The 26,310-nt window shown below is 71.1% G+C and carries 25 protein-coding genes, 1 pseudogene and 1 riboswitch; of the genes and pseudogenes, 11 read left to right on the top strand and 15 right to left on the bottom strand.

The window, feature by feature from the left end; translation table 11 throughout:
- The first annotated feature begins 104 nt into the window (after positions 1-104).
- On the top strand, positions 105-350 hold the full coding sequence (locus QMK30_RS06710) for a (2Fe-2S)-binding protein (protein ID WP_283516236.1): 246 nt from the start codon (positions 105-107) through the stop codon (positions 348-350).
- A gap of 15 nt (positions 351-365) precedes the next feature.
- Here the strand turns inward: QMK30_RS06710 and bfr are convergent, their stop codons facing one another.
- Positions 366-845 (bottom strand): bacterioferritin, encoded by a 480-nt coding sequence (gene bfr, locus QMK30_RS06705; RefSeq protein WP_283516235.1) that lies wholly within the window; start codon positions 843-845, stop codon positions 366-368.
- Between the two features lie 156 nt (positions 846-1,001).
- Between bfr and QMK30_RS06700 the strand changes: the two genes are divergently transcribed.
- Positions 1,002-1,634: a sulfite oxidase-like oxidoreductase gene (locus QMK30_RS06700; protein WP_283516234.1), complete on the top strand. Its 633-nt coding sequence runs from the start codon at positions 1,002-1,004 to the stop codon at positions 1,632-1,634.
- A 22-nt stretch (positions 1,635-1,656) separates the two neighbouring features.
- Here QMK30_RS06700 and QMK30_RS06695 read toward each other — a convergent pair.
- The 6 genes and pseudogenes from QMK30_RS06695 to thiO form a co-directional block, all read right to left on the bottom strand.
- Positions 1,657-2,167: pseudogene (locus QMK30_RS06695) on the bottom strand (DUF4396 domain-containing protein).
- Positions 2,168-2,267: 100 nt separating this feature from the next.
- Positions 2,268-3,143 (bottom strand): deoxyribonuclease IV, encoded by an 876-nt coding sequence (locus tag QMK30_RS06690; protein WP_283516232.1) that lies wholly within the window; start codon positions 3,141-3,143, stop codon positions 2,268-2,270.
- A 57-nt stretch (positions 3,144-3,200) separates the two neighbouring features.
- Positions 3,201-5,156, bottom strand: a complete 1,956-nt coding sequence (pknB, locus tag QMK30_RS06685) for a Stk1 family PASTA domain-containing Ser/Thr kinase (RefSeq protein ID WP_283516231.1) — start codon at positions 5,154-5,156, stop codon at positions 3,201-3,203.
- 126 nt (positions 5,157-5,282) lie between these two features.
- On the bottom strand, positions 5,283-6,077 hold the full coding sequence (locus QMK30_RS06680; RefSeq protein WP_283516230.1) for a thiazole synthase: 795 nt from the start codon (positions 6,075-6,077) through the stop codon (positions 5,283-5,285).
- A 3-nt stretch (positions 6,078-6,080) separates the two neighbouring features.
- Complete coding sequence (thiS, locus tag QMK30_RS06675) at positions 6,081-6,323, bottom strand: sulfur carrier protein ThiS (protein WP_283516229.1); 243 nt, start codon at positions 6,321-6,323, stop codon at positions 6,081-6,083.
- The gene (thiO, locus tag QMK30_RS06670; RefSeq protein WP_283516228.1) at positions 6,320-7,558 is read right to left on the bottom strand and encodes a glycine oxidase ThiO; all 1,239 of its coding nucleotides are present in this window, start codon (positions 7,556-7,558) and stop codon (positions 6,320-6,322) included. Before thiO ends, thiS begins: the two co-directional genes overlap by 4 nt.
- Positions 7,556-7,668, bottom strand: a riboswitch (TPP riboswitch). Its footprint overlaps the gene before it by 3 nt.
- Positions 7,669-7,762: 94 nt before the next feature.
- On the opposite strand from thiO, the gene QMK30_RS06665 reads away from it, so the two are divergent.
- From QMK30_RS06665 to QMK30_RS06640, 6 genes are all read left to right on the top strand, one after another.
- A complete protein-coding gene (locus tag QMK30_RS06665) occupies positions 7,763-8,104 on the top strand; it encodes an avidin-fold protein (protein ID WP_283516227.1) in 342 nt (113 codons plus the stop codon).
- Positions 8,105-8,303: 199 nt separating this feature from the next.
- Entirely contained in the window at positions 8,304-9,467 is a 1,164-nt protein-coding gene (locus QMK30_RS06660) for an NAD(P)/FAD-dependent oxidoreductase (RefSeq protein WP_283516350.1), read from the top strand.
- Positions 9,468-9,534: 67 nt separating this feature from the next.
- Entirely contained in the window at positions 9,535-9,900 is a 366-nt protein-coding gene (locus QMK30_RS06655) for an Rv2175c family DNA-binding protein (protein WP_283516226.1), read from the top strand.
- A gap of 147 nt (positions 9,901-10,047) precedes the next feature.
- Positions 10,048-10,719: a thiamine phosphate synthase gene (gene thiE, locus QMK30_RS06650; protein ID WP_283516225.1), complete on the top strand. Its 672-nt coding sequence runs from the start codon at positions 10,048-10,050 to the stop codon at positions 10,717-10,719.
- A gap of 131 nt (positions 10,720-10,850) precedes the next feature.
- Entirely contained in the window at positions 10,851-11,768 is a 918-nt protein-coding gene (metF, locus tag QMK30_RS06645; protein ID WP_283516224.1) for a methylenetetrahydrofolate reductase [NAD(P)H], read from the top strand.
- 52 nt (positions 11,769-11,820) lie between these two features.
- Positions 11,821-12,600 (top strand): hypothetical protein, encoded by a 780-nt coding sequence (locus QMK30_RS06640; RefSeq protein ID WP_283516223.1) that lies wholly within the window; start codon positions 11,821-11,823, stop codon positions 12,598-12,600.
- 115 nt (positions 12,601-12,715) lie between these two features.
- On the opposite strand, the gene QMK30_RS06635 is transcribed toward QMK30_RS06640, so the two are convergent.
- The 5 genes from QMK30_RS06635 to QMK30_RS06615 form a co-directional block, all read right to left on the bottom strand.
- Complete coding sequence (locus tag QMK30_RS06635) at positions 12,716-14,251, bottom strand: phytoene desaturase family protein (RefSeq protein WP_283516222.1); 1,536 nt, start codon at positions 14,249-14,251, stop codon at positions 12,716-12,718.
- Positions 14,252-14,294: 43 nt separating this feature from the next.
- Complete coding sequence (locus QMK30_RS06630) at positions 14,295-14,909, bottom strand: DUF4126 domain-containing protein (protein ID WP_283516221.1); 615 nt, start codon at positions 14,907-14,909, stop codon at positions 14,295-14,297.
- 361 nt (positions 14,910-15,270) lie between these two features.
- Positions 15,271-15,879: a TetR/AcrR family transcriptional regulator gene (locus QMK30_RS06625; protein ID WP_283516220.1), complete on the bottom strand. Its 609-nt coding sequence runs from the start codon at positions 15,877-15,879 to the stop codon at positions 15,271-15,273.
- An 11-nt stretch (positions 15,880-15,890) separates the two neighbouring features.
- A complete protein-coding gene (locus QMK30_RS06620) occupies positions 15,891-18,059 on the bottom strand; it encodes a YhgE/Pip family protein (protein WP_283516219.1) in 2,169 nt (722 codons plus the stop codon).
- Entirely contained in the window at positions 18,031-18,834 is an 804-nt protein-coding gene (locus tag QMK30_RS06615; RefSeq protein ID WP_283516218.1) for an ATP-binding cassette domain-containing protein, read from the bottom strand. Before QMK30_RS06615 ends, QMK30_RS06620 begins: the two co-directional genes overlap by 29 nt.
- Before the next feature lie 154 nt (positions 18,835-18,988).
- Between QMK30_RS06615 and QMK30_RS06610 the strand changes: the two genes are divergently transcribed.
- The 3 genes from QMK30_RS06610 to QMK30_RS06600 all read left to right on the top strand — a co-directional run bounded on the left by QMK30_RS06610 (position 18,989) and on the right by QMK30_RS06600 (position 21,065).
- Entirely contained in the window at positions 18,989-19,525 is a 537-nt protein-coding gene (locus QMK30_RS06610) for an SAV_6107 family HEPN domain-containing protein (RefSeq protein ID WP_283516217.1), read from the top strand.
- 105 nt (positions 19,526-19,630) lie between these two features.
- Positions 19,631-20,401, top strand: a complete 771-nt coding sequence (locus QMK30_RS06605) for a methyltransferase (protein ID WP_283516216.1) — start codon at positions 19,631-19,633, stop codon at positions 20,399-20,401.
- A gap of 271 nt (positions 20,402-20,672) precedes the next feature.
- Positions 20,673-21,065 (top strand): SCO2097 family morphological protein, encoded by a 393-nt coding sequence (locus QMK30_RS06600; RefSeq protein ID WP_283516215.1) that lies wholly within the window; start codon positions 20,673-20,675, stop codon positions 21,063-21,065.
- Positions 21,066-21,324: 259 nt separating this feature from the next.
- Here QMK30_RS06600 and QMK30_RS06595 read toward each other — a convergent pair whose 3' ends face one another.
- The 3 genes from QMK30_RS06595 to QMK30_RS06585 are packed head-to-tail and all read right to left on the bottom strand — an operon-like array spanning position 21,325 to position 26,239.
- Positions 21,325-23,751 carry a transglutaminase TgpA family protein gene (locus tag QMK30_RS06595; RefSeq protein WP_283516214.1) on the bottom strand — a complete coding sequence of 809 codons (2,427 nt, stop codon included), beginning with the start codon at positions 23,749-23,751 and terminating at the stop codon, positions 21,325-21,327.
- On the bottom strand, positions 23,748-25,181 hold the full coding sequence (locus QMK30_RS06590; protein WP_283516213.1) for a DUF58 domain-containing protein: 1,434 nt from the start codon (positions 25,179-25,181) through the stop codon (positions 23,748-23,750). The genes QMK30_RS06595 and QMK30_RS06590 overlap by 4 nt, the downstream gene beginning before the upstream one ends.
- Entirely contained in the window at positions 25,181-26,239 is a 1,059-nt protein-coding gene (locus QMK30_RS06585) for an AAA family ATPase (RefSeq protein ID WP_283516212.1), read from the bottom strand. Before QMK30_RS06585 ends, QMK30_RS06590 begins: the two co-directional genes overlap by 1 nt.
- Positions 26,240-26,310: the final 71 nt, after the last annotated feature.

Genomic DNA, 26,310 nt, shown 5'->3' with positions numbered 1-26,310 from the left:
GCCCCACAGTCATTCGGGGGGCTTTTGCGAGCAGCTCCGGCCGGGTAAGGTTAGGTTGACCTAACTGAGTCTTGTCCCCCTGGCCCCGTGAGGAGGTGCTCCGCATGTTCGTCTGCTCGTGCTTCGGCGTAACCGATCGGCAGATCGAGGATCACGCGGCCGCCGGTGCCTGCACGCCGCGCCAGATCGCGTCGGTCAGCAAGGCGGGGACGGACTGTGGATCGTGCGTCCGCACGATCCAGGGACTCCTCGGCAGGGGCGCCTGTCCGCGCCGTGAGCTGATGGAGCGGGGCGAGGAAGCCCTGAGCGGCACAGCGCCGAGCGAGGTCACGCTCAGTGAAGCCGCCTAGGCCTCACCGGCTTCGCTAGCTGCTCGGCTGCTCGATCAGCTGCGCGATGTAGAGCGCTTCGCCGAGCTTCGCCACCAGCTCCAGCTGGGTGTCGAGATAGTCGATGTGATGCTCCTCGTCGGCCAGGATGTCCTCGAAGATCTTCGCCGAGGTGATGTCGCCCTTCCCTCGCATGACCTCCGCGCCGCGCCTGAGGCGGTCGATCGCCTCGGCCTCGACTTGCCGGTCGGCCTGGAACATCTCGGTGACGGTCTGACCCACGCGGACGTGGAAGAGCCGCTGGTAGTTGGGCAGTCCGTCCAGGAAGAGAATCCGGTCGGTCAGCAGCTCGGCGTGCTTCATCTCGTCGATCGACTCGGACCGCGTGTACGCGGCGAGCTTCGACCAGCCGAAATTTTCCTGCATCTTCGCGTGGAGGAAGTACTGGTTGATCGCCGTCAGTTCGGCGGTCAGTTGCTCGTTGAGGAACTCAATGACCTCGGGGTCGCCCTGCATTGCAGAGGCTCCTTCCAGGCGTTGTACTCGGCAGGTTTCGCGCATCCTCGCACCACGCGTGCAGACCGTCCAGTAAGTGCAGGCTTAGTATGGCTTGCACCGAATCGGGGCAGACCTGGTCATGACCACCCCTCGCGGTCTGTCACCATGGAGTACATGGGTCAGCCGGAAAGCCGGGAACATCGTGCGTCGGGATCGTCCGAGCTTCCGCCGGGGCAGCGGCTGCAGCGCGGCTGGCCGGTCACCCATTACGGCCCCGTCCCCAAGTTCAAGCCGGACCGCTGGGAGTTCAGGGTTTTCGGCGCCACGGCTGACGGCGACAAGCACTGCTGGAACCACGAGGAATTCTCGGCGCTCCCGTTCTCCACGGTCGAGGCCGATCTGCACTGCGTAACGAAGTTCAGCATGCTGGGGGCCGAATGGGGCGGTGTGCTCGCCCGTACCCTCGCCGAACTCGCGCCCCCCGCACCCACCGCCACTCATGTCATGGTCTGGGCCGAGTACGGCTTCAGTGCGAATCTGCGGATCGCGGACTTCGTCTCGGACCACGCGATCTTCGCCACCCACAAGGGCGGTGAACTGCTCACCGCGGAGCACGGCTTTCCGCTGCGCCTGGTCGTGCCGCATCTGTACGCCTGGAAGGGCCCCAAGTGGGTCCGGGGCGTCGAGTACATGACGGCGGACCGCCGCGGCTTCTGGGAGGAGCGCGGCTATCACAACCTGGGCGACCCCTGGCGCGAGCAGCGCTACTCCTATCAGGAGGAACCGGGGGACGGCCCCGAGCTGTAGCCCGTGCGCGCTGCCGGGCGCCTCAGTGGTGGTACTGGTGCACCACCGCGTGGCCCTTGCCCCGGCCGATCATCCACTTGTTGACGGGGACCGTGATCACGAAGGCGGCGGCGAGCGCGAAGGCGAGTACGCCCCAGAACATCGCGTCGGTCAGGTGCGCGTCCATCGCGCCCGGCCAGAAGGCGATCACCCCGCTGTCGATCAGCTCCATCACGGCGATGGAGAGAGTGTCGGCGGCGAGGGCGACCCGGATCGCCGTCCTGGGGTCGACGCCGGCCTTGCGGACTCCGCGCAGGGTGAGCGCGTAACCGAAGAAGAAGGCCAGGGCGATCGCCAGGATCATGGTCGGTACGTTGCCCCAGCCCAGGGCGGTGCCGATCACCGTGCCGAGCACCTCGCCGATGGCGCATCCGGTGAGGCAGTGCAGCGTGGCCCGCTCGGCTGTCGACCAGCTCACCCTGCCGCCGCCCCGGGTGCGTGCCGAGGCCCTCGGGTGCGTCGTGACCGTGGTGCGCGTGGGCGTCGTGCTGCATGGCGAAGCTCCCCAAGTCGGATGACGTTCCTGCCCAGGACAGGAACGTCATACCCTCCTGGGGTATTCCTCAATAAGATTCGGGGCGGTCGCTTCGGCCCTCAGGAGTCGCGCAGCTCCTTCAGCCGGGCCACATCGGCCGCGTGCCCTTCCTTGCCGCCCGGCGTCTCGATCGTCAGCGGTACGCCCTCGGTCGCCGGGTGCGAGAACAGCTCGCGGAACGGGTCCTCGCCGATGTGGCCCGCGCCGATGTTCTCGTGGCGGTCCTTGTGCGCGCCGACGGTCTCCTTGGAGTCGTTGGCGTGGATCAGCTTGAGCCGGCCCTCGCCGACCGTGTCCACCAGCAGGTCCAGGGTCTGCTTCATCCCACCGGGGCCCGCGAGGTCGTGCCCGGCCGCGTAGATGTGGCACGTGTCGAGACAGACGCCCAGCTTGGGGTGGGCGTCGAGTGCCTCGAAGTACGGGCCGAAGTCCCAGGTCCGCGAGCACAGCGAGAAGCCCTGCCCGGCCGTCGACTCCAGCAGCAGGAACGGGTCGTCGTCATGGGTCAGTTCGTCCAGGAGCGGCAGCAGATGCGTACGTACCTGGGCGAGGGCATCCGCGCGCGGTCGGCCACCGGTGGCCGATCCGGTGTGCACCACCACACCCAGCGCGCCGATCTCCCGGCCGCGGCGCAGCGAGTGCCGCAGCGACTCCACCGACTTCTCCACGGTCGCCTCGGTGTGCGAACCAAAGTTGATCAGGTAGGGGGCATGGACGTACGCCGGGATCCGCTCGGCGGCGCAGGCCGCGCGGAACTGCTCGTCCTGGGTCGGGTTTCCGGTGGGCGTCGCCCAGCCGCGCGGATTGGCGACGAAGACCTGCACGGCCTCGGCGCCCATCTCACGTGCGTACGGGAGCCCGACGGTGGCGAGGCCGCCCGCCACGGGGATGTGGCCGCCGACGGGATTGCGGGAGGGAAAAGGTGCGTTGCTCATCACCCTCCAGGATGCCAGGGCGGGCGCCGCCCGTTGACGCGGGCACCCGGCCCCGGCCTACAGCCCCTTGGTCTTGATGGTGATCGTGCTGCCCTCCGGGGCCTCGCCGCCGGCGTCCACCGACTGGCTCGCTATCTCGTCGCTGAAGGAGAGGAAGGGCCGGTCGACTTCGACCACGAAGCCCGCTTCCTTCAACTCGGCCTTCGCGTCGTCGATGTTGTCACCGACGACATCGGGTACGGAGATCATGCGCGGCCCCTTGGAGACCGTCAGCGTGATGGTGTCCCCCTCGGCGAGCTGGTCTCCCTCGGCCGCGGACTGCCCGGCTACGGAGCCCGCGTCCTCCGGCGAGAAGACCCGGTCGGGCGCGGACCTCACGGTGAACCCGGCTTCCTTCAGCTCGAAGGTGGCGTCCTCCGCGGTCTCGCCGGTCACGTCGGGCACATCGAGAGGAGCGCCCTTGCTGACGACCATGGCGACCGCGGAGTCCGGCTGCCGGCCGGTGCCCGCGGCGGGCTTCGTGCGGATGACCGCGCCCTGCGCGATGTCCTCGTCGAATTCCCTGGTGACGATGCCGGGGGCCAGACCCGTCTTCTCCAGCTCGCCCCTGGCCTTGGCCAGCGGCATCCGCTCCAGGTCGGGGACCTTCACGATCTCCGGGCCGCGCGAGACGACGAGCGTCACCGAACCGTTGGTGCGGATGCGCTCGCCTGACTTGGGGGCGCTGTTCATGACGGCGCCCCGGTCGAAGCTGTCGCTGAACTTCCGCTCCACCTTCTTCACATCGAGCCCGGCGTCCGAGAGCCGCTTTCCGGCCTGCTTCTCCGACTGCGCGAGAAGCGGGGGGACACGCGTGAACTGGCCGGAGTTGATGTACCAGACACCCGCGCCGACGCCGAGGACGAGCAGGACGGCGACGATCAGCGCCAGCACACCTCGGCGGGGCACGAAGGCACGACGGCGCGGCGGCCGGGGCTGCGGCGGTCCCGGCGGCTGTGTCTGAAGCCTGCTGGTCCGATTCAGAGGTTCTTGATGGCCGCCGTGGCCACCGGCCGCGGGAACGGGCGTACGTGCCGCTCCCAGCGCCCGCGGGATGACGCTCGTACGGTCCTGCGAGCCGTCGTGCGCCTCGGCACGGGCCTGCGGTGGCACCGCGTCGAGCTGCTCGTCGCCGAGCTCGGCGCGCGCCTCCCTGGCCCGCGCGAGCAGCGCGACCGCGTCGTAAGGCCGGATCTCGGGGTTGCGCGCGGTGGCGCTCGCCACCAGCTCGTCCAGTGCCACGGCCAGACCGGGCACGGCGGCCGACGGGGCGGGCACGTCCTCGTGGAGGTGCTGGTAGAGCACCTGGGCTGCGGTGCCGCCCGAGTGCGGCTTGGCGCCGGTCAGCATCTCGTAGAGCACCACGCCGCAGGCGTAGACATCGACACGGGTGTCCGCCGTGCCGTGTTCTATCTGCTCGGGCGCGAGATACGACACCGTGCCGAGGATGGATCCGGTGGTGCTGGTGATGGTGTCCACGGCCCGCACCAGACCGAAGTCGGCGACCTTGACCCGGCCGTCGTCCCCTATCAGCACGTTCTCCGGCTTCATGTCCCGGTGGACGAACCCGGCGCGATGCGCTGCGCCGAGCGCGGCCAGGACCGGCTCCAGGATGTCCAGGGCGGCGCGCGGCTGCAGCGCACCGCGCTCGCGCAGGACGTCGCGCAGGGTGCACCCAGCGACGTACTCCATTGCCAGATAGACGTAAGCCCCGTCGGCGCTCTGGTCGAACACCCCGACCACATTGGGGTGCGAGAGCCGGGCGACGGACTTCGCCTCGCGGATGAACCGCTCGACGAAGGAGACGTCGGCGGCCAGCGTGGGGTGCATCACTTTCAGCGCGAGCACCCGGTCGAGGCGGGTGTCGACGGCCCGGTAGACCGTGGCCATGCCGCCCACGGCGATGCGCGCATCGACGCGGTAGCGGCCGTCGAGCACGTGCCCGACGAGCGGGTCCTGAAGGGTCGTATCCACGCAGGGGAGTCTACGAGCCAGGACCGACAGGCCGAACTCCGCAGGCCGCCCTGCGACCGTACTGAAGCCGACCTGTGACGGCTCTCACGCGTTCCACGCACGTCTGTACGGGCTTCGGGGCCCGGATCAGAACGCCGGGCGCTCCGGGTCCAGGGCCGCCAGGCCGCCCGCCGGGGACGACGCCTCGGCGAAGTGCCGACGCGGGATCCGGCCAGCCCGGTACGCGAGACGGCCCGCCTCGACCCCGTGCCGCATCGCTTCCGCCATCAGCACCGGCTCCTGGGCCCGGGTCACCGCCGAGGCCAGCATCACCGCCGCGCACCCCAGCTCCATCGCCAGCGCCACGTCCGAAGCGGTGCCCGCGCCCGCGTCGAGTACGACCGGCACGCGCGCGTGCTCCGTGATCAGCTGGAAATTGTGCGGGTTGCGGATGCCCAGACCCGAACCGATGGGGGAGCCGAGCGGCATGATCGCCGCGCAGCCGACATCCTCCAGTTTGCGGGCGAGCACCGGGTCGTCGTTGGTGTAGGGCAGCACGGTGAAGCCGTCGTCGACGAGCGTCTCCGCCGCGTCCAGCAGCTCGATCGGATCGGGCAGCAGCGTCCGCTCGTCGGCGACGACCTCCAGCTTGATCCAGTCCGTGCCGAGTGCCTCGCGCGCCAGCCGGGCGGTGAGCACGGCCTCGCCCGCGGTGAAGCACCCGGCGGTGTTCGGCAGGACCCGGATGGAGAGCTTGTCGAGCACGGACAGGACGGACCCCTGCACGGTCGGGTCCAGACGCCGCATCGCGACGGTCGTCAGCTCGGTTCCGGAGGCGACCAGGGAGCGTTCGAGCAGGTCGAGGCTGGGCGCGCCGCCGGTGCCCATGATCAGCCGGGAGGAGAAGGTGGTGTCCGCGATGGTGAGGAGGTCATCGGCCATGATTCAGCCTCCCTGGACTGCGGTGAGGACTTCGACGCGGTCGCCGTCGCCGAGTGTGGTGGCGGCCCACTGGCCGCGCGGCACGACGGTTTCGTTGAGTGCGGCCGCGACGCCCGAATGCGCCCGGGTGAGGGTCGCGACGAGAGCGTCGAGGGTGATGCCCTCGCTGATCTCGCGGGGCTCGCCGTTGACCGAGACGGTCGGGCCTGTGCTGTTCGGCCCGCTCGGGCCGGTGGGGACGCTCATGCGGGCTGCTCCTGCGATACGGACTTCCGCGGCGCGGGCTCGTGCGGCACGGGGGAGAACCGGCGCGGGGTGAACGGCCTGGCCTCTTCCGGGAGCTCCCCGGTGGCCAGGACGGTCGCCATCACATCGCCGGTGACGGGCGTCAGGAGGACCCCGTTGCGGTAGTGCCCGGTGGCGAGGTGCAATCCGGGCAGCGCGCTCGGCCCCAGCAGGGGGGCGTTGTCGGGGGAGCACGGGCGCAGCCCGGCGCGGGTCTCCGTCAGGGGCAGCTCGGTGATGCCGGGCACCAGCTCGTGCGCGTCGCGCAGCAGCTCGTAGACCCCGCCCGCCGTGACCGTCGTGTCCCAGCCGAGCTCCTCGCTGGTCGCGCCGACGACCAGCTCGCCGTTCTCGCGAGGCACCAGATAGACATGGCTGCCGCGCACGAAGGCCCGTACCGTCCGGCTCAGGAACGGCGCGTACGCCCGCGGCACGGTCAGCCGCAGCAACTGCCCCTTCACCGGCCTGACCGGCGGCAGTACGTCCTCGGGCACACCCGCGAGTCGGCCGCTGAGGCTGCCCGCCGCGAGGACCACCTGGTCGGCGGCGAGCTCCGTGCCGTCGGCGAGGACGGCACCGGTGGCCCGGTCCCTTGCGACCGAGAGCCGGTCCACCCAGTCGCGGTGGAAGACCACCCCGGCCCGCTCGCACGCCGTCACCAGCGCGACGGCCAGCCGTCTCGGGTCGACCTGGTGGTCGCCGTCGACCCGCAGGCCGCCGCGCACGCCCGGCGCGAGCATCGGCTCCAGGCGCCGGCATTCGCGCCCCGTGAGCCACTGCGAGTCCAGCCCGGACCGGCGTTGCAGGGCATGGAGTTCACGCAGGTGGGCGCGGTCGTCGGCGTCCAGCGCGACGGACAGCGTGCCGCACGCGCGGTAACCGGTGTCCTGCCCGCTCTCCGCTTCGAGCTCGGCTACGAAGGCCGGATAGCGCTCGGCGGAGGCCAGGTTGAGGCCGAGCAGGGTCTGCTCGCCGTAGTGGAGTTCGGTGACGGCGGCGAGCATGCCCGCCGCGACCTGCGCGGCCCCGCCGCCAGGCTGCGGATCGGCGACCGCGGTCCGCAGGCCGCGCTGCACCGCCCGCCAGGCCGTGGCCAGGCCGATGATCCCGCCTCCGATGACCAGGACATCGGATCCTGTGGGTCCTGTCGTCCCGGTGGCGGTGGTCCCGGTGGATCTTGTGTGGGATACGTGCATGGGTGTCCAGCCCCTCCCTTCGCCGGCATGACCCGGATCAGGTTCGTACGGTCGGAGGCCGCCCAGCCTCCCTCTCAGCCCGGTCCGCCCGGGCTCCCGCGAGTGCCTTACGGTGGCCACCCTAACGCCAGGCCCCAACGCGCAGTCGCAGGGCGTCGGGAGCCCACGCGCCATTGCCCCCGAGGTCGTAAGGAAGCAACCCCCGTGGCCCGCTCGCTCGACGGACTCGTCCTCTCGCCGGTCGCCGACCAGGCCCCCGGCCAGGTCGGGACGTGGACCCGCTTCACGTACCACGAGGAGAACGGCCGGATCTGGGCCGAATACGCGGGCGGCGACGTGGTGCGCGGCCACCTCGTGGGCACGCGCGAGGGCGACCTGCTGGACTTCAGGTACGTGCAGCTGAAGGAGGACGGCGACACCGCGTCCGGGCACTGCCGGTCCACTGTCGTCGACCTCGCGGACGGGCGCGTGCGGCTGGAGGAGACCTGGGAGTGGGAGTCCCGGCCCGGCAGCGGGACGAGCGTCGTGGAGCAGCGGGTTCCGTGACGCGGTTCAGCGACGTGGCCGGTGACGCGGCGCGTCGACGCGGTCGGTGACACCGCGTCAGTGACGTTGTGTCAGAAGTCTCCCCACCTGGCTCTGAGGGCCCCTGTACACGTCGCCCTACAGTGATCGTGTGAGCGAGCAGAGGCAGGCAGACGAGCAGAAGCGCGCGGAGCGGCACGTGGTTGTCGTCGGGGCCGGAATGGCCGGCGTGCAGAGCGCCGTGGCGCTGCGCGAGCAGGGCTGGACCGGCCGCGTCACGCTGATCGGCGCCGAGCCGCACCAGCCGTACGACAGGCCGCCGCTGTCCAAGGCGGTCCTGCTTGGAAAGGCCGAGGGCTCGGCCTTCGACATCGACTTCGACGCACTCGGCATCGAGCTCAGGCTGGGGCTCGAAGTGAGTGGCGTGCGCTCCTCGGCGCACGAGATCGACACCCCATCGGGGCCCGTCCCCTACGACGCCCTGATCATCGCCACCGGGGCGGAGCCGATCATGCTGCCCGGCAGCGAGGGCGTCCCCGGCGTCCATCTGCTGCGCACCCTCGACGACGTTGCGCGGCTGCGGCCCGTACTCGACGAGCAGCACGACGTCGTGGTGGTCGGGGCGGGCTGGATCGGCGCGGAGTTCGCGACGGCCGCGCGGAAGGCGGGCTGTGCGGTGACCGTCGTCGAGGCCGCGGACCGGCCGCTCGCGGGCACCATGCCCGCCGAGGTCGCCGTCCCGATGGCCGACTGGTACGCGGAGAGCGGCGCGCGGCTGCTGACGGGGGCGCGCGTCGCGCGGATCGAGCCGGGGCAGGTCGTGCTCGCCGACGGGACGCGGATCGCGGCGGGCGCGGTGGTCGTCGGCATCGGGGCCAGGCCCGCGACGGCCTGGCTCGCGGAATCCGGCATCGAGCGGGGGCCGGACGGCGCCGTCGTCGCGGACGACCGGCTGGGCACCTCCCTGCCCGATGTGTACGCCGTCGGGGACTGCGCATCCTTCCCGTCCCGGCGCTACGGCGAACGGCTGCTCGTCCACCACTGGGACAACGCCCTCCAGGGGCCTCGGGCGGTCGCGGCGAACATCGTCGGCGAAACGCCGCAGAGCTACGACCCGATTCCGTACTTCTGGTCCGAGCAGTTCGGCCGCTTCGTGCAGTACGCCGGGCACCACGCGTGCGCCGATACGACCGTGTGGCGCGGCGACCCGTCGGGAGCGGCCTGGTCGGTGTGCTGGCTGCGGGAGGGGGCGCTGGTCGCGCTGCTGACCGTGGCCCGGCCGAGGGATCTCGCCCAGGGCCGCAAGCTGATTGGCTCAGGCGCGCCGCTGGACCCGCAGCGGGCCGCAGACCCGTCCATTCCGCTCAAGTCGGCCACGCTCTGAGCCGACGTGGGGCCGCGCCGGGCCGACTCGACTACCGGCTGTCAGTCCAAGATGGCACGCTTGTCCTGTGACCCAGATTGACGCAAAGATCGACGCTCTCATCCCCGCCTGGCTCCACCTCCCCGACATCGCCGAAAAATTCGACGTCGAGGTGACGCGCGTCCGGCAGTTGGTCAGGGACGGCCAGCTGATCGCCGTGCGCCGTGGAGAGAACAGGGCGCTTCAGGTGCCTGCCGCCTTCATCGACGGCGACAAGGTGGTCAAGGGTCTTGCCGGGACCTTGACGCTCCTGAGGGACGACGGCTACTCCGACCAGGAGATGCTCGAATGGCTCTTCACTCCCGACCCGTCCCTGCCGGGCACGCCCGCGCAGGCGCTGAGTGAGAATCGCGGCACGGAGGTGAAGCGCCGAGCCCAGGCGCTGGCCGTCTGACGGCCCGACGTCCGGGGCCTCGACGCCTGAGGCCCGACGCCATTGGCCCGACGCCTGACGACAGAACGAGCTGATCACATATGGTGCACGGGCTCCCGCGGCCCGTGCACCGCCGACCAACGGGGGATATCCGCCATGCCCAGCGCCATGCCCAGTCCCAGCCCTATTTCCGCGGCCGGGGGCCGGCTCTCCGACGCCCGGCTGTATCTCTGTACGGACGCCCGCAAGCGCCAGGGCGACCTTCCGGAGTTCCTGGACGCCGTTCTGGCCTCCGGTGTGGACATCGTGCAGCTGCGGGACAAGGGCATGGAGGCGGCCGAGGAGCTGGAGCACCTCCAGGTCTTCGCCGAAGCCTGCCGCAGGCACGGCAAGCTCCTCGCGGTGAACGACCGGGCCGATGTCGCCCACGCCATCGGCGCCGACGTGCTGCACCTGGGGCAGGGCGATCTGCCGGTCCCGGCCGCGCGTGCGATCCTCGGCCCCGACGCGCTCGTCGGCCGCTCGACGCACGCCGAGTCCGAGGTGGACGCGGCCGTAGCCGAGCCGGGCGTGGACTATTTCTGCACCGGCCCCTGCTGGCCCACCCCCACCAAACCCGGACGGTACGCCCCGGGGCTGGGGCTCGTCCGGTACACGGCGACGCTGCGCCAGGACCGGCCCTGGTTCGCGATCGGCGGGATCGGCGCGGGCAACCTCGACGAGGTGCTGGACGCGGGTGCCCGCAGGGTCGTGGTGGTTCGGGCTATCACCGAGGCCGACGACCCGGCAGCCGCGGCAGCCGCACTCGCCAAGCGGGTCGGCGAGCGATTCGACGCGTAGCGCGGGGCGGCCCGGGGAACTGGGCGGGGGACGCGCCGGGTCGGTGTCCGAAGGGTGGACAGTAAAGCGGCAAAACGCTCATAATCGTCGCTCTGGTTGGGGGTTCGCGCCCCCCTGGCTAACCTGCCAGTATGGCCTTTGGCACTTCTTCCACCAGGACTGATCGCGCGCGAACCGTTCGCGACATGCTCGCGACCGGGAAAACCTCGTATTCGTTCGAGTTCTGGGCGCCCAAGACGGAGAAGGGCGAGCGCAACCTCTGGAACGCGCTGCGCCGGGTCGAGGCAGTCGCCCCCAGCTTCGTCTCCGTGACCTACGGCGCCGGCGGCTCCACCCGCGCGGGCACCGTCAAGGCCACCCAGCAGATCGCCGCCGACTCCACCCTCACGCCGGTCGCGCACCTCACCGCCGTCGACCACTCGATCGCCGAGCTGCGCAACATGGTCGGGCAGTACGCCGACGCGGGCATCCGCAACATCCTCGCCGTGCGCGGCGACCCGCCCAACGACCCGATGGGCGAGTGGGTACGTCACCCGAAGGGGGTGACGTATGCGGCGGAGCTGGTGCGGCTGATCAAGGAGTCGGGCGACTTCTGCGTGGGCGTCGCGGCCTTCCCGGAGATGCACCCGCGATCGGCCGACTGGGAGGCTGACATCAGCCGTTTCGTCGACAAGTGCCGGGCCGGCGCCGACTACGCGATCACGCAGATGTTCTTCGACCCACAGGACTATCTGCGGATGCGCGACCGCGTGTCGCAGGCGGGCTGCGAGACGCCGATCATCCCGGAGATCATGCCGGTGACCAGCGTCAAACAGATCGAAAGGTTCAGTCAGCTCAGCAACGCGTCGTTCCCGGACGCTCTGAAAGAGCGGATCCTCGCGGTCAAGGACGATCCGGCGGCTGTACGCTCCATTGGCATCGAGTTCGCGACGGAGTTCTGCGCGACGTTGCTGTCCGAGGGCGTTCCCGGGCTGCACTTCATCACGCTGAACAACTCCACCGCGACGCTTGAGATCTACGAGAATCTCGGACTGCACGAGCAGTCCTGACAGCAGTGCCTGCCGTCTCCCAGGAGCGGCGGTCGTACGAGGAGGGGCGTACATGGGCTGGACGGTCCTCTACATCGCGTTCGGAGGCGTTGCGCTGTGGCTGCTCGGTGAGGTGCTGCTGCAGTACAAGGCGCGGCTGCGCTGGCGGCTGCTCGCCTTCACCGGCTTCCTCGGCGTGGTGATCGGAGTCCTGTTGCCCTCCGTCTTCGTGATCGCGGCGGGAGCCGTCGCCTTCGCGATCGGGCAGATTCACGTGACGCTGTCCTTCCGCCGCGGTTTCTCGACGGGCTGGGCGATCGGCGGAAAGCCCGGCGAGAGCCGGCGCCGCAAGCGCGGCAGCGGGCGGGTCGCCGACCAAGAGCCCTCCCTGGAGGTCTCCGACCTCGCGTACGAGCCGGTCCCGCAGGCGGAGCCGGTGTACGCGCCGGAGCCCCTGCCGGACGAGACCGGGCAGTACGCCGTCTACAACGAAGCGGCGTACGAGGCGACGCAGGCCCGGGACGACGCGTTCCCCGGGTACGACACCGCCTACTCCGGATACCAGCAGCGCGACCCCCAGCAGCACGACATCTACGCGGGGCAGTACGACTATCCGGCCGGTGAGCAGCAGTTCGCCGCCTACTCCGATCCGTACATCGGCACCCAGCAGTACGGCGGCCAGTACGACAACGGTTACGGCGGCCAGCAGGGCTACGACGAGACGCCGCCCGGCGGGGTCTGGGTCCCGCAGCAGCGCGACGGCGAGCAGCCCTTCAGTGGGGAGCAGCCGCCCCAGGAGCCGTACCAGAACGGATACGACTCCACCGGCTACAACGAGCAGTACCGCTACTGACGGAACGGGCCGCCCGGTCTCCACTCCTCCGGATCCGGGGCAGGATCAGCGGATCACGGGATCACCGGCCTGCCGATTCGCTGCGACTCCACTGCGCCGCGAGCCCACTTCCGGCTCACTGCGAGCCGCGGAAGGCGTCGCCCTCGACGATGAGGCCCGCGACGAGGGCCCCCGACATCCCGGCGTGCGCCAGTCCGCCGCCGGGATGCGCCCAGCCTCCGGCGAAGTAAAGACCGGGCAGCCGGGTCGTGTTGGCGGGCGCCAGATACGCGCCCCCCGCGCCCGCCAGGGCCGGTGCCGGTATAGCGCCCGCCGAGGCGCCCGTGGCGTCGGCGGTGTCCGCCGGCGTACGGACCTCGCGCCACAGCACACGACCTGCCAGGCCCTCCATCGCGGCCCCGGCAACGGCGGTCATCCCGTCCGCCCAGGTGTCCGCGGCGCCCGGCGCCGACCAGTCGTACCGATCCACGGGCGGGGCGGCGGCGGTGAGCACGACGGCCTCGTGGTCGGCGTCCGGCCGCAGCGCCGGATCGTCGGGGCGCGAGACCCATACGGTGGGCCGCCGGGCCGCGGAGCCCTCGTGGCCGCGGTCGAAGAGTCCGCGAAGCTCGCCCTCGCGGCCCGCCGAGTGCACCACGGTGCGGTGGGCGGCGCCGGGATCCCGCGGCCCGGAGAGGGCCAGGCAGACCGTGACCCGGCCCGCTGCCGCGCCGCGCGGGCCCTCACGCCGGACCTCGTCCGGGGCGAACAGCTCCTGGTCCGGCCCGCGCAGCAACGCGCTCAGCCGGGACGGATGGACGGCCGCGACCACCGAGTCGGCGTCGACCGCGGTGCCGTCGACCAGCTCCACGCCCGCTACCCGGCCGTCCTTCTCCAGCAGGCCGCTCACCTCGGCGCCGAAGGTGAACTCGACCCTGCGCGCCAGGCACCGCTCGTACAGAGCCCTCGCCAACTCCCGCATCCCGCCGGTCACATACCAGCTGCCGAAGGTCTGCTCCATGTACGGCAGCACGGCGGCGGACGCGGGGGCGTCGCGCGGATCGAGGCCGTAGGACAGGGCGTAACTCTCCAGCAGGGCCGCCAGGCGCGGGTCCGACAGCTCCCACTCACCGACCTCCGCGAGCGTGCCCGCCGCCCGGCTGCGCCGCAGCACCCGGCGGTGCGGCACCGACGGATACGGGTCACGGGCCGGGGCCCCCCGGTCCGGGCGCAGCGGTTCCTCCAGGAGTGGCCGTCTGGTCCGGTCCCAGGCGTCGCGGGCGCGGGTCAGGAACTCGCCCCAGCGCTCGCCCGCCCCCGCGCCGAGCGCCGTGTCCAGCGCGGCGACGACGCCCGCGCGCGAGGCGTTGGGCAGGGAGACGTCCGTACCGTCCGCGAAGAGGTGCCGGGCGGCCGGGTCCACCGGCATGAGCCCGACGCACTGCTCCAGGGACTCCTTGCCCGTCTTGGCGAACAGATCCCGGTAGACCGCGGGCAGCTGCAGCAGGCCGGGCCCCGTGTCGAAGGCGAAGCCGTCCCGCTCGAAGCGGCCCACCGCGCCGCCGTACGTCGCCGCGCGCTCGTACACCGCCACCCGGTGGCCCGCGACGGCCAGCCGGGCAGCGGTCGCCATCGCGCCCATGCCGGCGCCGATCACCGCAATCCGTGCCATGCCGAAGACTTTATCGGCCACCACTGACAACCCGGCCGACAGCTCAGCCAGGAGACCGGGGCGTGCCCAGTCCGAGCCTTCTCTCCTCGCGCCGCTGTGCTCTGCGCCGCCGGAACCGCCGGATCTTCGCCGCGAGGAAAATCAGTATCACCAGGCCGAGGAGGAGCAGCGTCCCGGCGATGATCGCGGCGGCAATCGGATAGAAGAGCGCGAAGCTGATGATCCCCGCGACGCCCAGGTCCTCCGCCGTGCTGACGGCGATGTTGCTGAACGGCTCGGGCGAGGTGTTGACCGCCATCCGGGTGCCGGCCTTGACCAGGTGGCTCAGGAGCGCTGTCGAGCCGCCCACCGCACCGGCCGCAAGCTCGGGCAGGGAACCGCTCTGCCCGGCCAGCAGCGCGCCGACGACGGCGCCCGAGACCGGCCGGACGACCGTGTGCGCCGAGTCCCAGACCGAGTCGACGTACGGGATCTTGTCGGCGACCGCCTCGCACAGGAAGAGCACCCCGGCGACGATCAGGACGTCGGGGCGTTGGAGCGACTCGGGCACCTCGTCGGTGAGCCCGGTCGCGCCGAAGATGCCGAAGAGCAGGATCACCGCGTAGGCGTTGATGCCGCTGGCCCAGCCGCTGGTGAAGACAAGGGGGAGTACGGACACGGACGTGATCGTAACCAGTCCCGGCCGCGCCGGACTGAGGTTGAGCACGCAAGGGTGAGTATCCGTACCTAGTGGGCGAGATGAGTAGTTACGCGGATGGGCTCCCACCTGCGCAGACGGAAGAGTGGGGACCACGGAAGGGGCGCAGCGCCGATACCGCCGACACGGGGCGGCGGAGCGGCGCGGCTCCCCGGAAGGAACGGGGGAGGACCACGGGGGTCGGGGGACCGCCGGGGGAGCACGGGGGAACAAGGAAAAACGCCGGTCCGGTGAAGCTCGGGGGGATCGAGCTTCACCGGACCGGCGTTTTCTGTGCCCGCGCGCTCCTCGGTCGGATCGGTCGGAGGGTCGCGCTCCGGCGCTAGCGGCCGCTCACGCGCCCGTGCAGCAGCCGCGACAGAGCCGCATGCACATCGTCGATCGTCCGCTCCCGCTGGAACGCCTGCCAGTCCAGCGCCGCGACCAGCACCATCCCGACCAGCGCCGCCGCCGTCAGCGGAATGTCGATCTCCTCGCTCAGCTCGCCGTTCTCGATCGCCTCCCGCAGCACCGTCTCGACGACGGCGACCGCCTCCTGCCGTACCACCAGGAGCGTCGACTGCCAGGCCCTGTTGGTGCGCCACAGCTCGGCGACGTACAGCTGGGTGAAGGCCGGGTAGCGGTCGATGAAGACCAGCCCCGCCTTGATCATCGCGTCGAGGGCCTCCACCTTCGTGCCCTCGCGCTCCTCCGTCTCGTCGGCCGCGGCCTTCAAGGACGCGGTGAGCAGGCCGACGCCGTGCCGCAGCAGCTCTTCGAAGAGCTCGCTCTTGCTCTTGAAGTTGTAGTAGACCGTGCCCTTGGCGACCCCGGCGCGCTCGGCGATCTCGTCCACCGTCGTCGAGGAGAAACCCTGCTCCGCGATGAGGGTGACAGCCGCCTCGTAGAGCTTCTGCCGGGTGCCTTCGCGGCGCGTTCTGCTGCTTTCCATGGACACGATTCTCACAGGCTGAGGTCCGGGTGAAGACGGTCCAGCGTCCAGACCTGCTTGCGTCGCGCGGAGACGGCGGTCAATGCCAGCGCCCCGGCGGTGAAGGCGAGCAGCACCACGCTGCCCGTCCAGACGGGTTCCAGGCCACCGCCCGTGATCAGCCTGCGCAGCCCCTCCACGACGTAACTCATCGGCAGGAAGGGGTGGATGGCGTTGAAGAAGTCAGGGCTGGTCTGTACGGGGTATGTGCCGCCCGCAGAGGTGAGCTGGAGCATCAGCACCGCCAGGACGAGGATTCGGCCCGCCGCGCCGAAGCGGGCGTTGAGCCACTGCACGATCGCCGCGAAGCAGCCCGTCACCAGTACCAGGAAGCCGGCCGTCCCCGCGGCCCGTTCCATCTGCAGCCCGAGCGCCCAGTGCAGTACGGACAGCAGTGCCGCGCTCTGCAGCACCCCGAGCGCCGCCACCGGGAGCCAGCCGGCGAAGGCGATCCGCCAGGCCGACGCACCGGCCGCGAGGGCGCGGCGGTTCAGCGGCTGGATCAGCATGTACGCCACCATCGCGCCGACCCACAGGGACAGCGGGATGAAATACGGGGCGAATCCTGTGCCGTAGTTGGGGGCACGGTGCATCGACTGGGAGGCGAGCTGAACCGGGTCGGCCATCACTTCGGTGCGGTCGTCGCGGTCGTTCTTGCCGTAGTCGGGGATCTTGCCGACGCCCTTGTGCAGCCCGTTGGCCAGTTCGCCGGAACCGTCGGAGAGCTTGATCAGGCCGCCGTCCAGCTTGCCCGCACCGGACTTCAGCTTGCCGACGCCGGTGTCCAGCCTGCTGGCGCCGGTGTCGAGCTTGCCGATGCCGCGGTCGAGGTCGACGGCGCCGTTTCGCGCCGTGGCCAGGCCGGTGTCGAGCTTGGCCGCGCCCTTCGCGACCTTCTTGGCACCGGTGTTGAGCGCGTTGACCTTGGCGACGGCGCTGTTCAGGTCCTCGTCCAGGTGGGGGGCGCGCACGGACAGTTCGCGCGCCTGCTTCTGCAGCTTCGCCAAGTCCTTGTCCAACTGCTTGAGGTCCGTGCCCTGGTCCTTGACGAGCGCGTTGACGTCCCCGGAGATCACGGCGGCGTCCGCCGCGGCCTTGTCGGCCTTCTTCAACTGGGGGCATGCCGGGTCCGGGAGGGGCTGGTCAACACAACGCGCGGTGTGGACGGTGTGCAGTGCGGTGGCCGCCGCGCGGGAAGCCTCCGCCGCGACGGGCGCCTTTTCCACGAGCGTGCCGAGCCGGTCGCGTACCACCTGTGTGCTGTCGGCCACGAGCCGCGCCGTGTCGCCGACCGTCTTCCCGTTGTCCTGCAGATACGGGCGGACCGCGCCCGAGATCCCGTTGACCTTGTCGGCGAGCGTCTGCGTGCCGGCCGCCACTTGCCGCGTGCCGGTCTTCAGCTCGCCGGAGCCCTTGTGCAGCTTCGTCACCCCGCGGGCCAGATCACCGCTGCCCCTCTTGGCGTTCTTCTGGCCGTCCGCGAGGGCCTTGGTGCTGTCCTTGGCCTTGTTGAGCCCGCTCTTGAGCTCGCCCGAGCCCTTCTTCGCCTTCCCGACTCCGCCGTCGAGTTCGGAGGCACCCTTGGCGGCCTTCTCCGTCTCGTCATGGATGCCGGAGAAGGAGATGAAGATCTTGTCGAGGAACGAACGGGATGCGTTCTTCGAAGCGGCGGTCCGCACTTCGGAGAAGACCGTCCGGGAGATCTGCCCGACGATGTAGTTGTTGGCGTCGTTCGTACGGACCTGAAGGGCGCTGGTCTCGGGAACGTCACCGGAGCTGGACGCGATGCGCTTGCTGAAGTCGGACGGCATGGTCAGCGACAGGTAGTACGCGCCGTCCTCCACGCCCTTGTCGGCCTCGTCGGCGCTCACCTCGTGCCACTCGAAGACCTTGCTGTCGCGCAGCTTTCCGGTGATCTCGTCACCCGCGGCGATCTTCTTGCCGGCGGCGGTGGCGCCCCTGTCGTCGTTGACGAGCGCGACGGGTATCCGGTCGAGCTTGCCGTACGGGTCCCAGAAGGACCACAGGTACAGCGCGCCGTACAGCAGCGGAAGCAGCAGGAGAGCGACGAGCGCGGCGCGCGGCAGCTTCCCCCTGCCGAACCGCTTCAGCTCAAGCGCGGCCAGCTTCGGCGAGCGCATCGTCCGCCCTCTTTTCTTCGTTGTCGGTGGTGCTCTTGGCAGCGACGTCGGCGTCGGCGCCGGTGCTGTTGTCTGTGTCGTCCGCGGTGGTGACCCGCAGTGCGTCGTCGGGCGCCTCACTGCACACCGCCAGGACGGTCGTTCCCTCCCGGGTGATCGAGCGCAGCAGCTCCCAGGCCAGCGCGCGTTCCGCGTCGGAGAGCTTCATGTCCACGTCGTCCACGGCGAGCAGCCGGGGGCGGCTCATCAGCGCAAGACCGACGGACAGACGCAGCGCCTCCAGCCGCTCCAGGTCCCGCACGGAGGTGCGGGGTCCCTTGGGGAGCGTCGCCAGATCCAGACCCGCGGCGTCGAGCGCCGCGTCGATTCCGGCCTGCGCCTCCGCGGCGCGTACGGCGCGCGGGCGCAGCAGCGCGCGCAGCGAACCGTCGTAGCGGCGCCGCAGCAGGGCACGTTCACGCAGATGCTCCGCCACGGTGAAGGCGGGATCGAGTTCGTTGACACCGGTGACCGGGCCGAGCGCGCTGATTCGGCGTACGGCGGCCAGTTCCTCGGGCAGGTGATGGCCGCCCACCTCGGCGCGGCCCTCGGTGGAGCGCATGCGGCCGGTGAGGGCGAGCAGGAGACAGGTGCGGCCGGAGCCGGACGGGCCCTCGACGGCTACGAGTGCGCCGGGCTCCGCCTCGACGCGTACGCCGCGAAAGGCCCAGCCGCGTGGGCCCTTCAGCCCGAAGTCGTCGGCGGACACAGCTGCCCCGTGCGCTGGGCTGTCCATGAGCCCTCCCCATTTTTAGACTGACCAGTCAGTGCAAAAGTATCTCGAACCTGCGATCGAGGCAAAAGGCCAGGTCAGGGCCGATTGTCAGTGGTGCCCCTCACGATGGACACATACGGCCACAGTGCCGTCACACGACGACAGGAGGTTCGTCATGGCTCGCACGTCCGCAGCTGCCGCAAACCGGCGCCGCGTCACCGGCCCTGCACCCTCACCCAATGGCCCGGCGAGTGACGTCCACCCCGTGTTGCGCAGGGCCACTGCGCCGCCCGCCGCCCTCGACCTGCTCGCCCAGGCCCGCAGTGGCCTCGAAGAAGCAGCCGGCCTCGAAACGTCCAACGAGCGGTACGCCATGGCCCATCTCGCGGCCCTGCGCACCGCGGCCGCGGTCCTCGCCGCCCGCGGCCGTCCGGAGATCGGGCCGCGCAGGCGGCAGCGGATCCGCAGTGCCTGGGAGGTCCTCCCGGAGATGGCGCCGGAACTGTTCGAGTGGAGCGTGCTGTTCGCCTCCGGCGCCGGCCGCCGGGCACGCGCCGAGGCGGGCATACAGGGAGCAGCGGGCGCCAGGGACGCCGACGACCTCCTGCGTGACGCTGCCATGTTCCTGCGCCTGGTTGAGCGGATGCTTGTCCTCGACCCGGTGTTGCCGCAGCCCCGTACGGAGCGGGCGGAGCACCCGGACGCGGGGTGAGCCGGACCGGTTCGGGAAGGCAATAGGGTGGGCAGGGCCTTTTAGCCCCCGCACTGTTCACCGCCCCGCCGCCCGCGGCGGCGCCGCGCCGAGGAGTCAACTGCCGTGTCGGACCCGATGCGCCCCCGCGCCTCTCTCCGTACCGCTGTGGTCTGGGAGGTCCTCAAGGACGGCCTCGACCGCAGGGTCAAGGCGACCGGGAGGGACGCCCTTGACGTCCTCGACACCGGCGGCGGCACGGGCAACTTCGCGGTGCCCGTCGCTCGCCTCGGCCACCGCGTCACCGTCGTCGACCCCAGCCCCAACGCGCTCTTCGCGCTGGAGCGCCGGGCCGCCGAGGCGGGCGTGGCAGAGCGGGTGCGCGGTGTGCAGGGTGACGTCCACGGCCTGTTCGACGTGGTCGAGCGCGGGGGCTACGACGCCGTCCTGTGCCACGGCGTCCTCGAATACCTGGACGATCCCACCGAAGGCCTGCGCAACGCGGTCGACGCGCTCCGCCCCTGCGGGACGCTCAGCCTGCTCGCCGCCGGACTCGGAGGCGCCGTCCTCGCGAGGGCGCTCGCCGGGCACTTCACGGAGGCCAGGAAGGCGCTCACCGACCCGGCCGGCCGATGGGGCGAGGGTGACCCGGCAGGCCGCCGTTTCACCGCCGACCAGCTCACCGAACTGGCCCGGGCGGCCGGTGTCGAGGTCGGCTCCGTGCACGGTGTGCGGGTCTTCGCGGACCTCGTACCAGGGGTTCTGGTGGACACCGAGCCCGGCGCCCAGGAGGCCCTGCTCAAGCTCGAAGCCGCGGTCGCGGAGCTGCCCGCATTCCACTCCGTCGCCACCCAGCTCCACGTTCTGGGCGAGAAGCGGCAGCCCGACGTGGGCTGAAGTGGACGCCGACGGGGGCTGATCAGCCACGCAGTAGCGCATGGAGTACGCCACAGGCCCTCCGATCAGGCCTCTCGCCCCGTATGATCGAGGGACACCATCCGGCATGACGGGTCGGCCAATGGGGAATGCACGCCTCAGGCAGCCGAGCGGCATGGCGGCCCGGATTGGTTATTTGGCGTAGAGGGCGGGTTTCACGGGGGCGATTCCCTGCCTATTCTGAAAGGGCCGCAAACGGTCGCCCCCCGCGACCGACGAGTAGGAGGACTCCGTGCCGCTCTCGGAGCACGAGCAGCGAATGCTCGAGCAGATGGAGCGAGCGCTGTACGCCGAAGATCCCAAGTTCGCGACAGCGCTTGAGGGAAGCGGGCTGCGTACGTATACCCGACGACGGGTCTACCAGGCAGTCGCTGGCTTCCTGGTGGGTATCGCGCTCCTCATGGCCGGAATGGTCGCACAGCAGATCTGGGTCAGCGTGGTGGGCTTCCTTGTGATGCTCGGCTGCGCGGTACTCGCGGTCACTGGCTGGCGCAAGGCCCCGAAGCCGGGGGAACAGCCCGCTTCTGATCCGTCGGCCGGCCGCCAGACTCGGCAGCGCCGGTCGATGATGGGCCGAATCGAGCAGCGATGGCAGCGCCGTCGCGACGAACAACAGGGTCAGTGACAACCGGCCGCCGCACAGCACCATCCCATACTTGAAGTACCAGTGAGGGGTGACCGCCTTAGGACGGTCACCCCTCACGCATGCCCTCTGACGCCCGGCCCGCCCCTGTCTTGTGGGCCACCCCGACATCGGCGCGGCCCTACCGAGCAGCCCTGCCCCTGCCCCTGCTGGGTCCGCCCAACTTCATGAACGGGGTCTCGCAGTGTCAGCACCGGCTCGGACCCGGCCGACACCGGCCCGGCCCCGGGAACCGGGCCCCTCAGCCCCGCTGGCGAAACGGGCGGCGCCGCAGGGCGAGCGGCCAGCGCTCCAGGTTCCAGCGGCGCGTGCCCCAGCGGTTCACCAGGGCGTTCCACTGCTCCGACAGCTCCCAGACCACCCGGACGGCCGAGCGCGGTGCGAGCACTGCCCGTAGGCGCGCGACCCGCCCCACGACGGCCCGCAGACCCGCCCGTACGCGCTGCGCGTCCTCGGCGAGGCCACTCAGCGCCTGCGGTCGCGGCGCGTAGAGCACCTGCTCCACCGCGCCCGCCACCCGGTGGACCGCTTCGGCGGGTGTGCCTTCGAGGCCGCCGAGCCGCACGATGCGAGCGGCGGCCTTGCGCGGTGTCTGTGACTCGTCCGGCGCAATGCCGTAGTCCCACGCCGAATCGGTGATCTCACGCCAGGCGGCCAGCGTCCGGGCATCCGCGTCCGCAGGGGTGCGCCCGCCGGAACCCAGTCGTCGCGCACGGACCCGCGTCCGCCACAGCAGCGGCAGCAGAGGCAGCAGCGCCGCGAGCAGGACGGCCAGCCCAATGCCGATCACGGTCTCGACCGGGGGCCCCGTGTCGGTGGGGCCGGCCCCACCCTGCGCGGCGGTCGCGCCGCACTCGCCCTGCTTCCTGAGGTCCGCGGGGCAGCTCTCGGAGACGCTGGGCGCCGCCGAGGGTGCGACCGAGGTGCTGGGCCGAGGCCGCGCGGCATCGGACGCGCGGCCCGACGGGGTGTCCGCGCGGGCGTAGTCCGGCACCGAGCCGCGGGACGGCGTCGGCTCGAACCGAGTCCACCCCACGCCCTCGAAGTACAACTCCGGCCAGGCGTGCGCATCGCGCAGGCCGACCGACATGCTGCCGTCCGGCTGCGAGGTGCCGGGCGTGAAGCCCACGGCCACTCGCGCCGGAATTCCCATGGCCCTGGCCATCGCGGCCATCGAGAACGCGAAGTGGACGCAGAAGCCTTCCTTGTCCCTGAGGAAACGTGAGATCGCGGCCGTTCCGCTGCCCGACCGCACTTGCGTGTCGTAGGTGAACCCGCCGTCCGCCGCGAACCAGTCCTGGAGCCTGACGGCCCGCTCGTAGTCGTTCGCCGCGCCCTGCGTCACATCGAGAGCGGTCGACCTGACCACGTCCGGCAGGGAGTCGGGGACCTTGGTGTACTCGCGGAGCAGCCCCGACGGCGCCGGAGCTGCTGCCGACAGCTGTTCGGAGGTCGGCTGCACTATCAGGCTGCTCACCGAGTACCGGGCACCGCGTGTGGTCTGGCCCCGGTCGCCCACGAGAGTGCGGCCCGTCGGCTCGTAGCGCCAGCGACCGTCGACATCCACCTTCGTCGCCGGATAGGGGAGGGGCAGATAGGTCTGGGAGTACCAGCCGGCGGCCGAGACATTGGAGTTGATCTCGGTTGCCCTGACATCGGGGCTGAGCCCCGGCGGGCTGGGCAGCCGCTCCGGCACGTCGTTGATCCGGCGTTCCGAGGACTTCCACGCGGCGCCGTCGAACTGGTCGAGCGCGACGATCCGCAGATACAGGTCCTGCGTACGGTCCGCGTTCGTGCGGTACCGCAGCACTTCGCGGTCCTCGGGCTCATTCAGGCTGTTCTGCAGCGAGACCAGCGGATTCACTGCCGAGATGGTGCCGCCGCCGGTGCCCGCGCCGCCCCCGGAGCCCGCGGTGTTCAACAGCCCGCCGTCCAGCGCGGGCAGCATGGCGGGGACCACCAGCGCGATGCCCAGTGCGGCCACACCGATGCGCCTGCCCGTACGGACCGGGGCATGCGCGGAACCGCCCGTGGGGGCGGGCCCGGCAGCCGTCCGGCCTGCCGCACGCGGCGCGCCGCCGAATACCCGCCCCCACTGGGAGAGCCGGTCCCGGCCCTCCGACAGCAGGAGGAGCAGATAGCCGCAGGCCGCCAGCAGGAACCACCCCCAGCCCGCGCCGCCCGGCGAGAGCCCGGCGGCGACCGAGTAGAGCGCGAGCAGCGGCAGCCCGGCCGGCGCCGCGCTGCGGAAGGTCACGGCGAGCGCGTCGACCGCGAGAGCGATCAGCACGACACCGGCGACCAGCATCAGCTTGATGCCGTCGGTTGCGGGCGCGGGGATGGCGTACCGCCCGACCTCATCCGCGCCCGTCGTCAGCAGCCCGTTGAATTCCCTCAACGCGTCGGGTCCCGGCAGCACACCGCCGAGCGCCTCGTCCATCGTGAACATCATGGTGAGCAGCACCAGCGTCACCAGGGCCTGCACCACCACCGTCAGCACCCGGGCGAGCGGCACCCGCCGGGCGATCGCGCCCACTCCCGCCTGGACCGAAACGAGCAGGACGACCTGGAGGTACCAGGAAGCACTCTCGATCAGTGGCAGCAACGCTCCCGCGGCCATGAGCGTGGCCGCCGAGGCGCAGAGTGTCAGTCTTCCGCGACCGCTCATGACCAACCCCCAGTTGTGCCGCCCGCGCCGCCCGATGGGGACGCCCCCGACCCCGCGCGCTGTCGCTCCGCCAGTCGCCACAGATCCGCGAGCGCAGCGCCGGGTGGCACGGTCACCACCGTCCACCCCGCCTCGCGCAGCGGTCTGACCCGGTCCTCGGCCCGCGCCGTGATCTCCACGGGGACCTGCGCCGGAACCCGTCCGTCGGGCTGCCCGGCATCCGCACTGCCCTGGCCCCGCACCCAGGTCGCTCTGTCCAGGACAAACGCGACGGCGGCGCCGCCGCGCTGGCGCATCCGCGCCGCCACCCCGGCCTGCTCCTCGTCCAGGTCACCGAAGAAGGCGACCAGCAGTCCTTCGTTCCCGCCGCGCAGCATGTCGTAGGACCGGGACAGACCGGCCTCGTCCGAGTGCCCGACGACGGCGAGCGTGTCCATCATCAGCCCGGCGGAGTCGGCCGTCTCCTGGGTGGCACCGGCGAAACCGCCGGCGCCCTCGCCGGGTACCGAATTGCCTGTGTCGGTCAGCAGCCGCACCGAAAAGCCGCGTTCGAGCATGTGCACCAAGGCCGACGCCGTCCCCGACACCGCCCATTCGAAGGCCGAGTCGGGGCCCGCCCCCTGGTAGGCGGCCCGCCGGGTGTCGAGCAGCACCGTGCACCTGGCCCGCTGCGGCTGCTCCTCGCGGCGCACCATCAACTCGCCGTAGCGCGCGGTGGAACGCCAGTGCACCCGCCGCAGGTCGTCGCCGTGCCGGTAGCCGCGCGGGATCACGTCGTCCTCGCCGGCCAGCGCCAGCGAACGGTTGCGCCCGTCGCCGTACCCCGATGCCTCGCCCGCGAGCCGCACCGCGGGCAGCGGCTCGACCTGCGGGATGACGGTCAGGGTGTCGTACGCGCTGAAGGAACGGGTCAGTTCGCACATGCCGAAGGGGTCGGTCAGCCGCAGCTGCAGCGGGCCCAGCGGATAGCGTCCGCGCAGGTCGGAGCGGACCCGGTAGGACACCTCGCGCTGCCCGCCCGCCTCCACCCGGTCCAGCACGAACCGGGGCCGCGGCCCGAGCACGTACGGCACCCGGTCCTGGAGCATCAACAGACCGGTGGGCAGCCGCGAGACGTTGTCCATCCGTAGATGTACGCGTGACTCCTCGCCCGTCGGGACGCGCGACGGCGAGAGGCGCCTGCTCCCCGCGACCCGGTAGCGCGTGCGGTAGAGCACGGCCACGCACACCAGCGGCAGCACGGCGAGGAGCAGCCCGACGCGCAGCAGATCGCTCTGGCCCAGGGCGTACGCGCAGACCGCGGCGGCGACGCCGGCCGCCAGGAACGAGCGGCCGCGTGTGGTGAGCCCGGACAGGGCCGCGCGCAGCCCGCCCCTGCCGTCCGGGTCCCTGCCGTCGTCGACCGGCGCGGGCTCCCCGGCCGTGGTCATCACAGCCGCCGAACGCCGGGCGGCTGGTTGCCGTACAGCGGGCCGCCGGTCGGCGGCGTCGCACGCCCCACGACTCGGCCGCCGTCGGGCTTCGCCGCGGTGGGCACAGCGGTGCGCTGGAGGATCTCCAGGACGACCTGCTCCGCGGTGCGCCGGTTCAGCTGGGCCTGCGCGGTCGGCAGCAGCCGGTGCGAGAGCACCGCCACCGCCAGTGCCTGTACGTCGTCGGGCAGCGCGTAGTCACGCCCGCTGAGGGCGGCCGAAGCCTTCGCGGCGCGCAGCAGATGCAGCGTCGCGCGTGGTGAAGCGCCGAGTCTCAGATCGGGGTGGTTGCGGGTGGTACCGACCAGCTCGACCGCGTAGCGCCTTACCGAGTCGGCCACATGCACCGCACGGACCGCGTCGATCAGCTTCAGGATCTCGTGCACGTGGGCCACCGGCTGCAGATCGTCCAGCGGTGAGATCCCGCCGTGCACGTCCAGCATCTGGAGCTCGGCCTCCGGGCTCGGATAGCCGATGGACACCCGCGCCATGAAGCGGTCGCGCTGCGCCTCGGGCAACGGGTACGTGCCCTCCATCTCCACCGGGTTCTGCGTGGCGACCACCATGAAGGGGCTGGGCAGTTCGTAGGTCTGGCCGTCGATGGTGACCTGGCGCTCCTCCATGGACTCCAGGAGCGCGGACTGGGTCTTGGGCGAGGCGCGGTTGATCTCGTCGCCGATCACGATCTGGGCGAAGATCGCGCCCGGCTTGAACTCGAAGTCGCGCCGCTGCTGGTCGTAGATGCTCACGCCGGTGATGTCGGAAGGCAGCAGATCGGGCGTGAACTGAATACGCCGGACCGAGCAGTCGATGGATCTGGCGAGCGTCTTGGCGAGCATGGTTTTGCCCACGCCCGGCACATCCTCGATGAGCAGATGCCCCTCGGCGAGGAGCACGGTCAGCGAAAGCCGTACGACCTCCGGCTTGCCCTCGATCACACTCTCCACCGACCTGCGGACACGCTCCGCTGTGGTGGTCAGATCTGTGAGGCTCGCTCGATCGTCATAGGTCGTCACCCGGCCCTCCTCGGCCCTTCCCCAAGCTCTTGAGGAGCAGGGGATACCCCATTCACCGGGCCGACGCCACA

Origin of the sequence: Streptomyces sp. H27-C3, from assembly GCF_030063415.1 — a bacterium.
GTDB lineage: Bacteria > Actinomycetota > Actinomycetes > Streptomycetales > Streptomycetaceae > Streptomyces.
The sequence above is the reverse complement of the archived record's forward strand: the minus strand, read 5'-3'. Positions and strand labels throughout refer to the sequence as shown.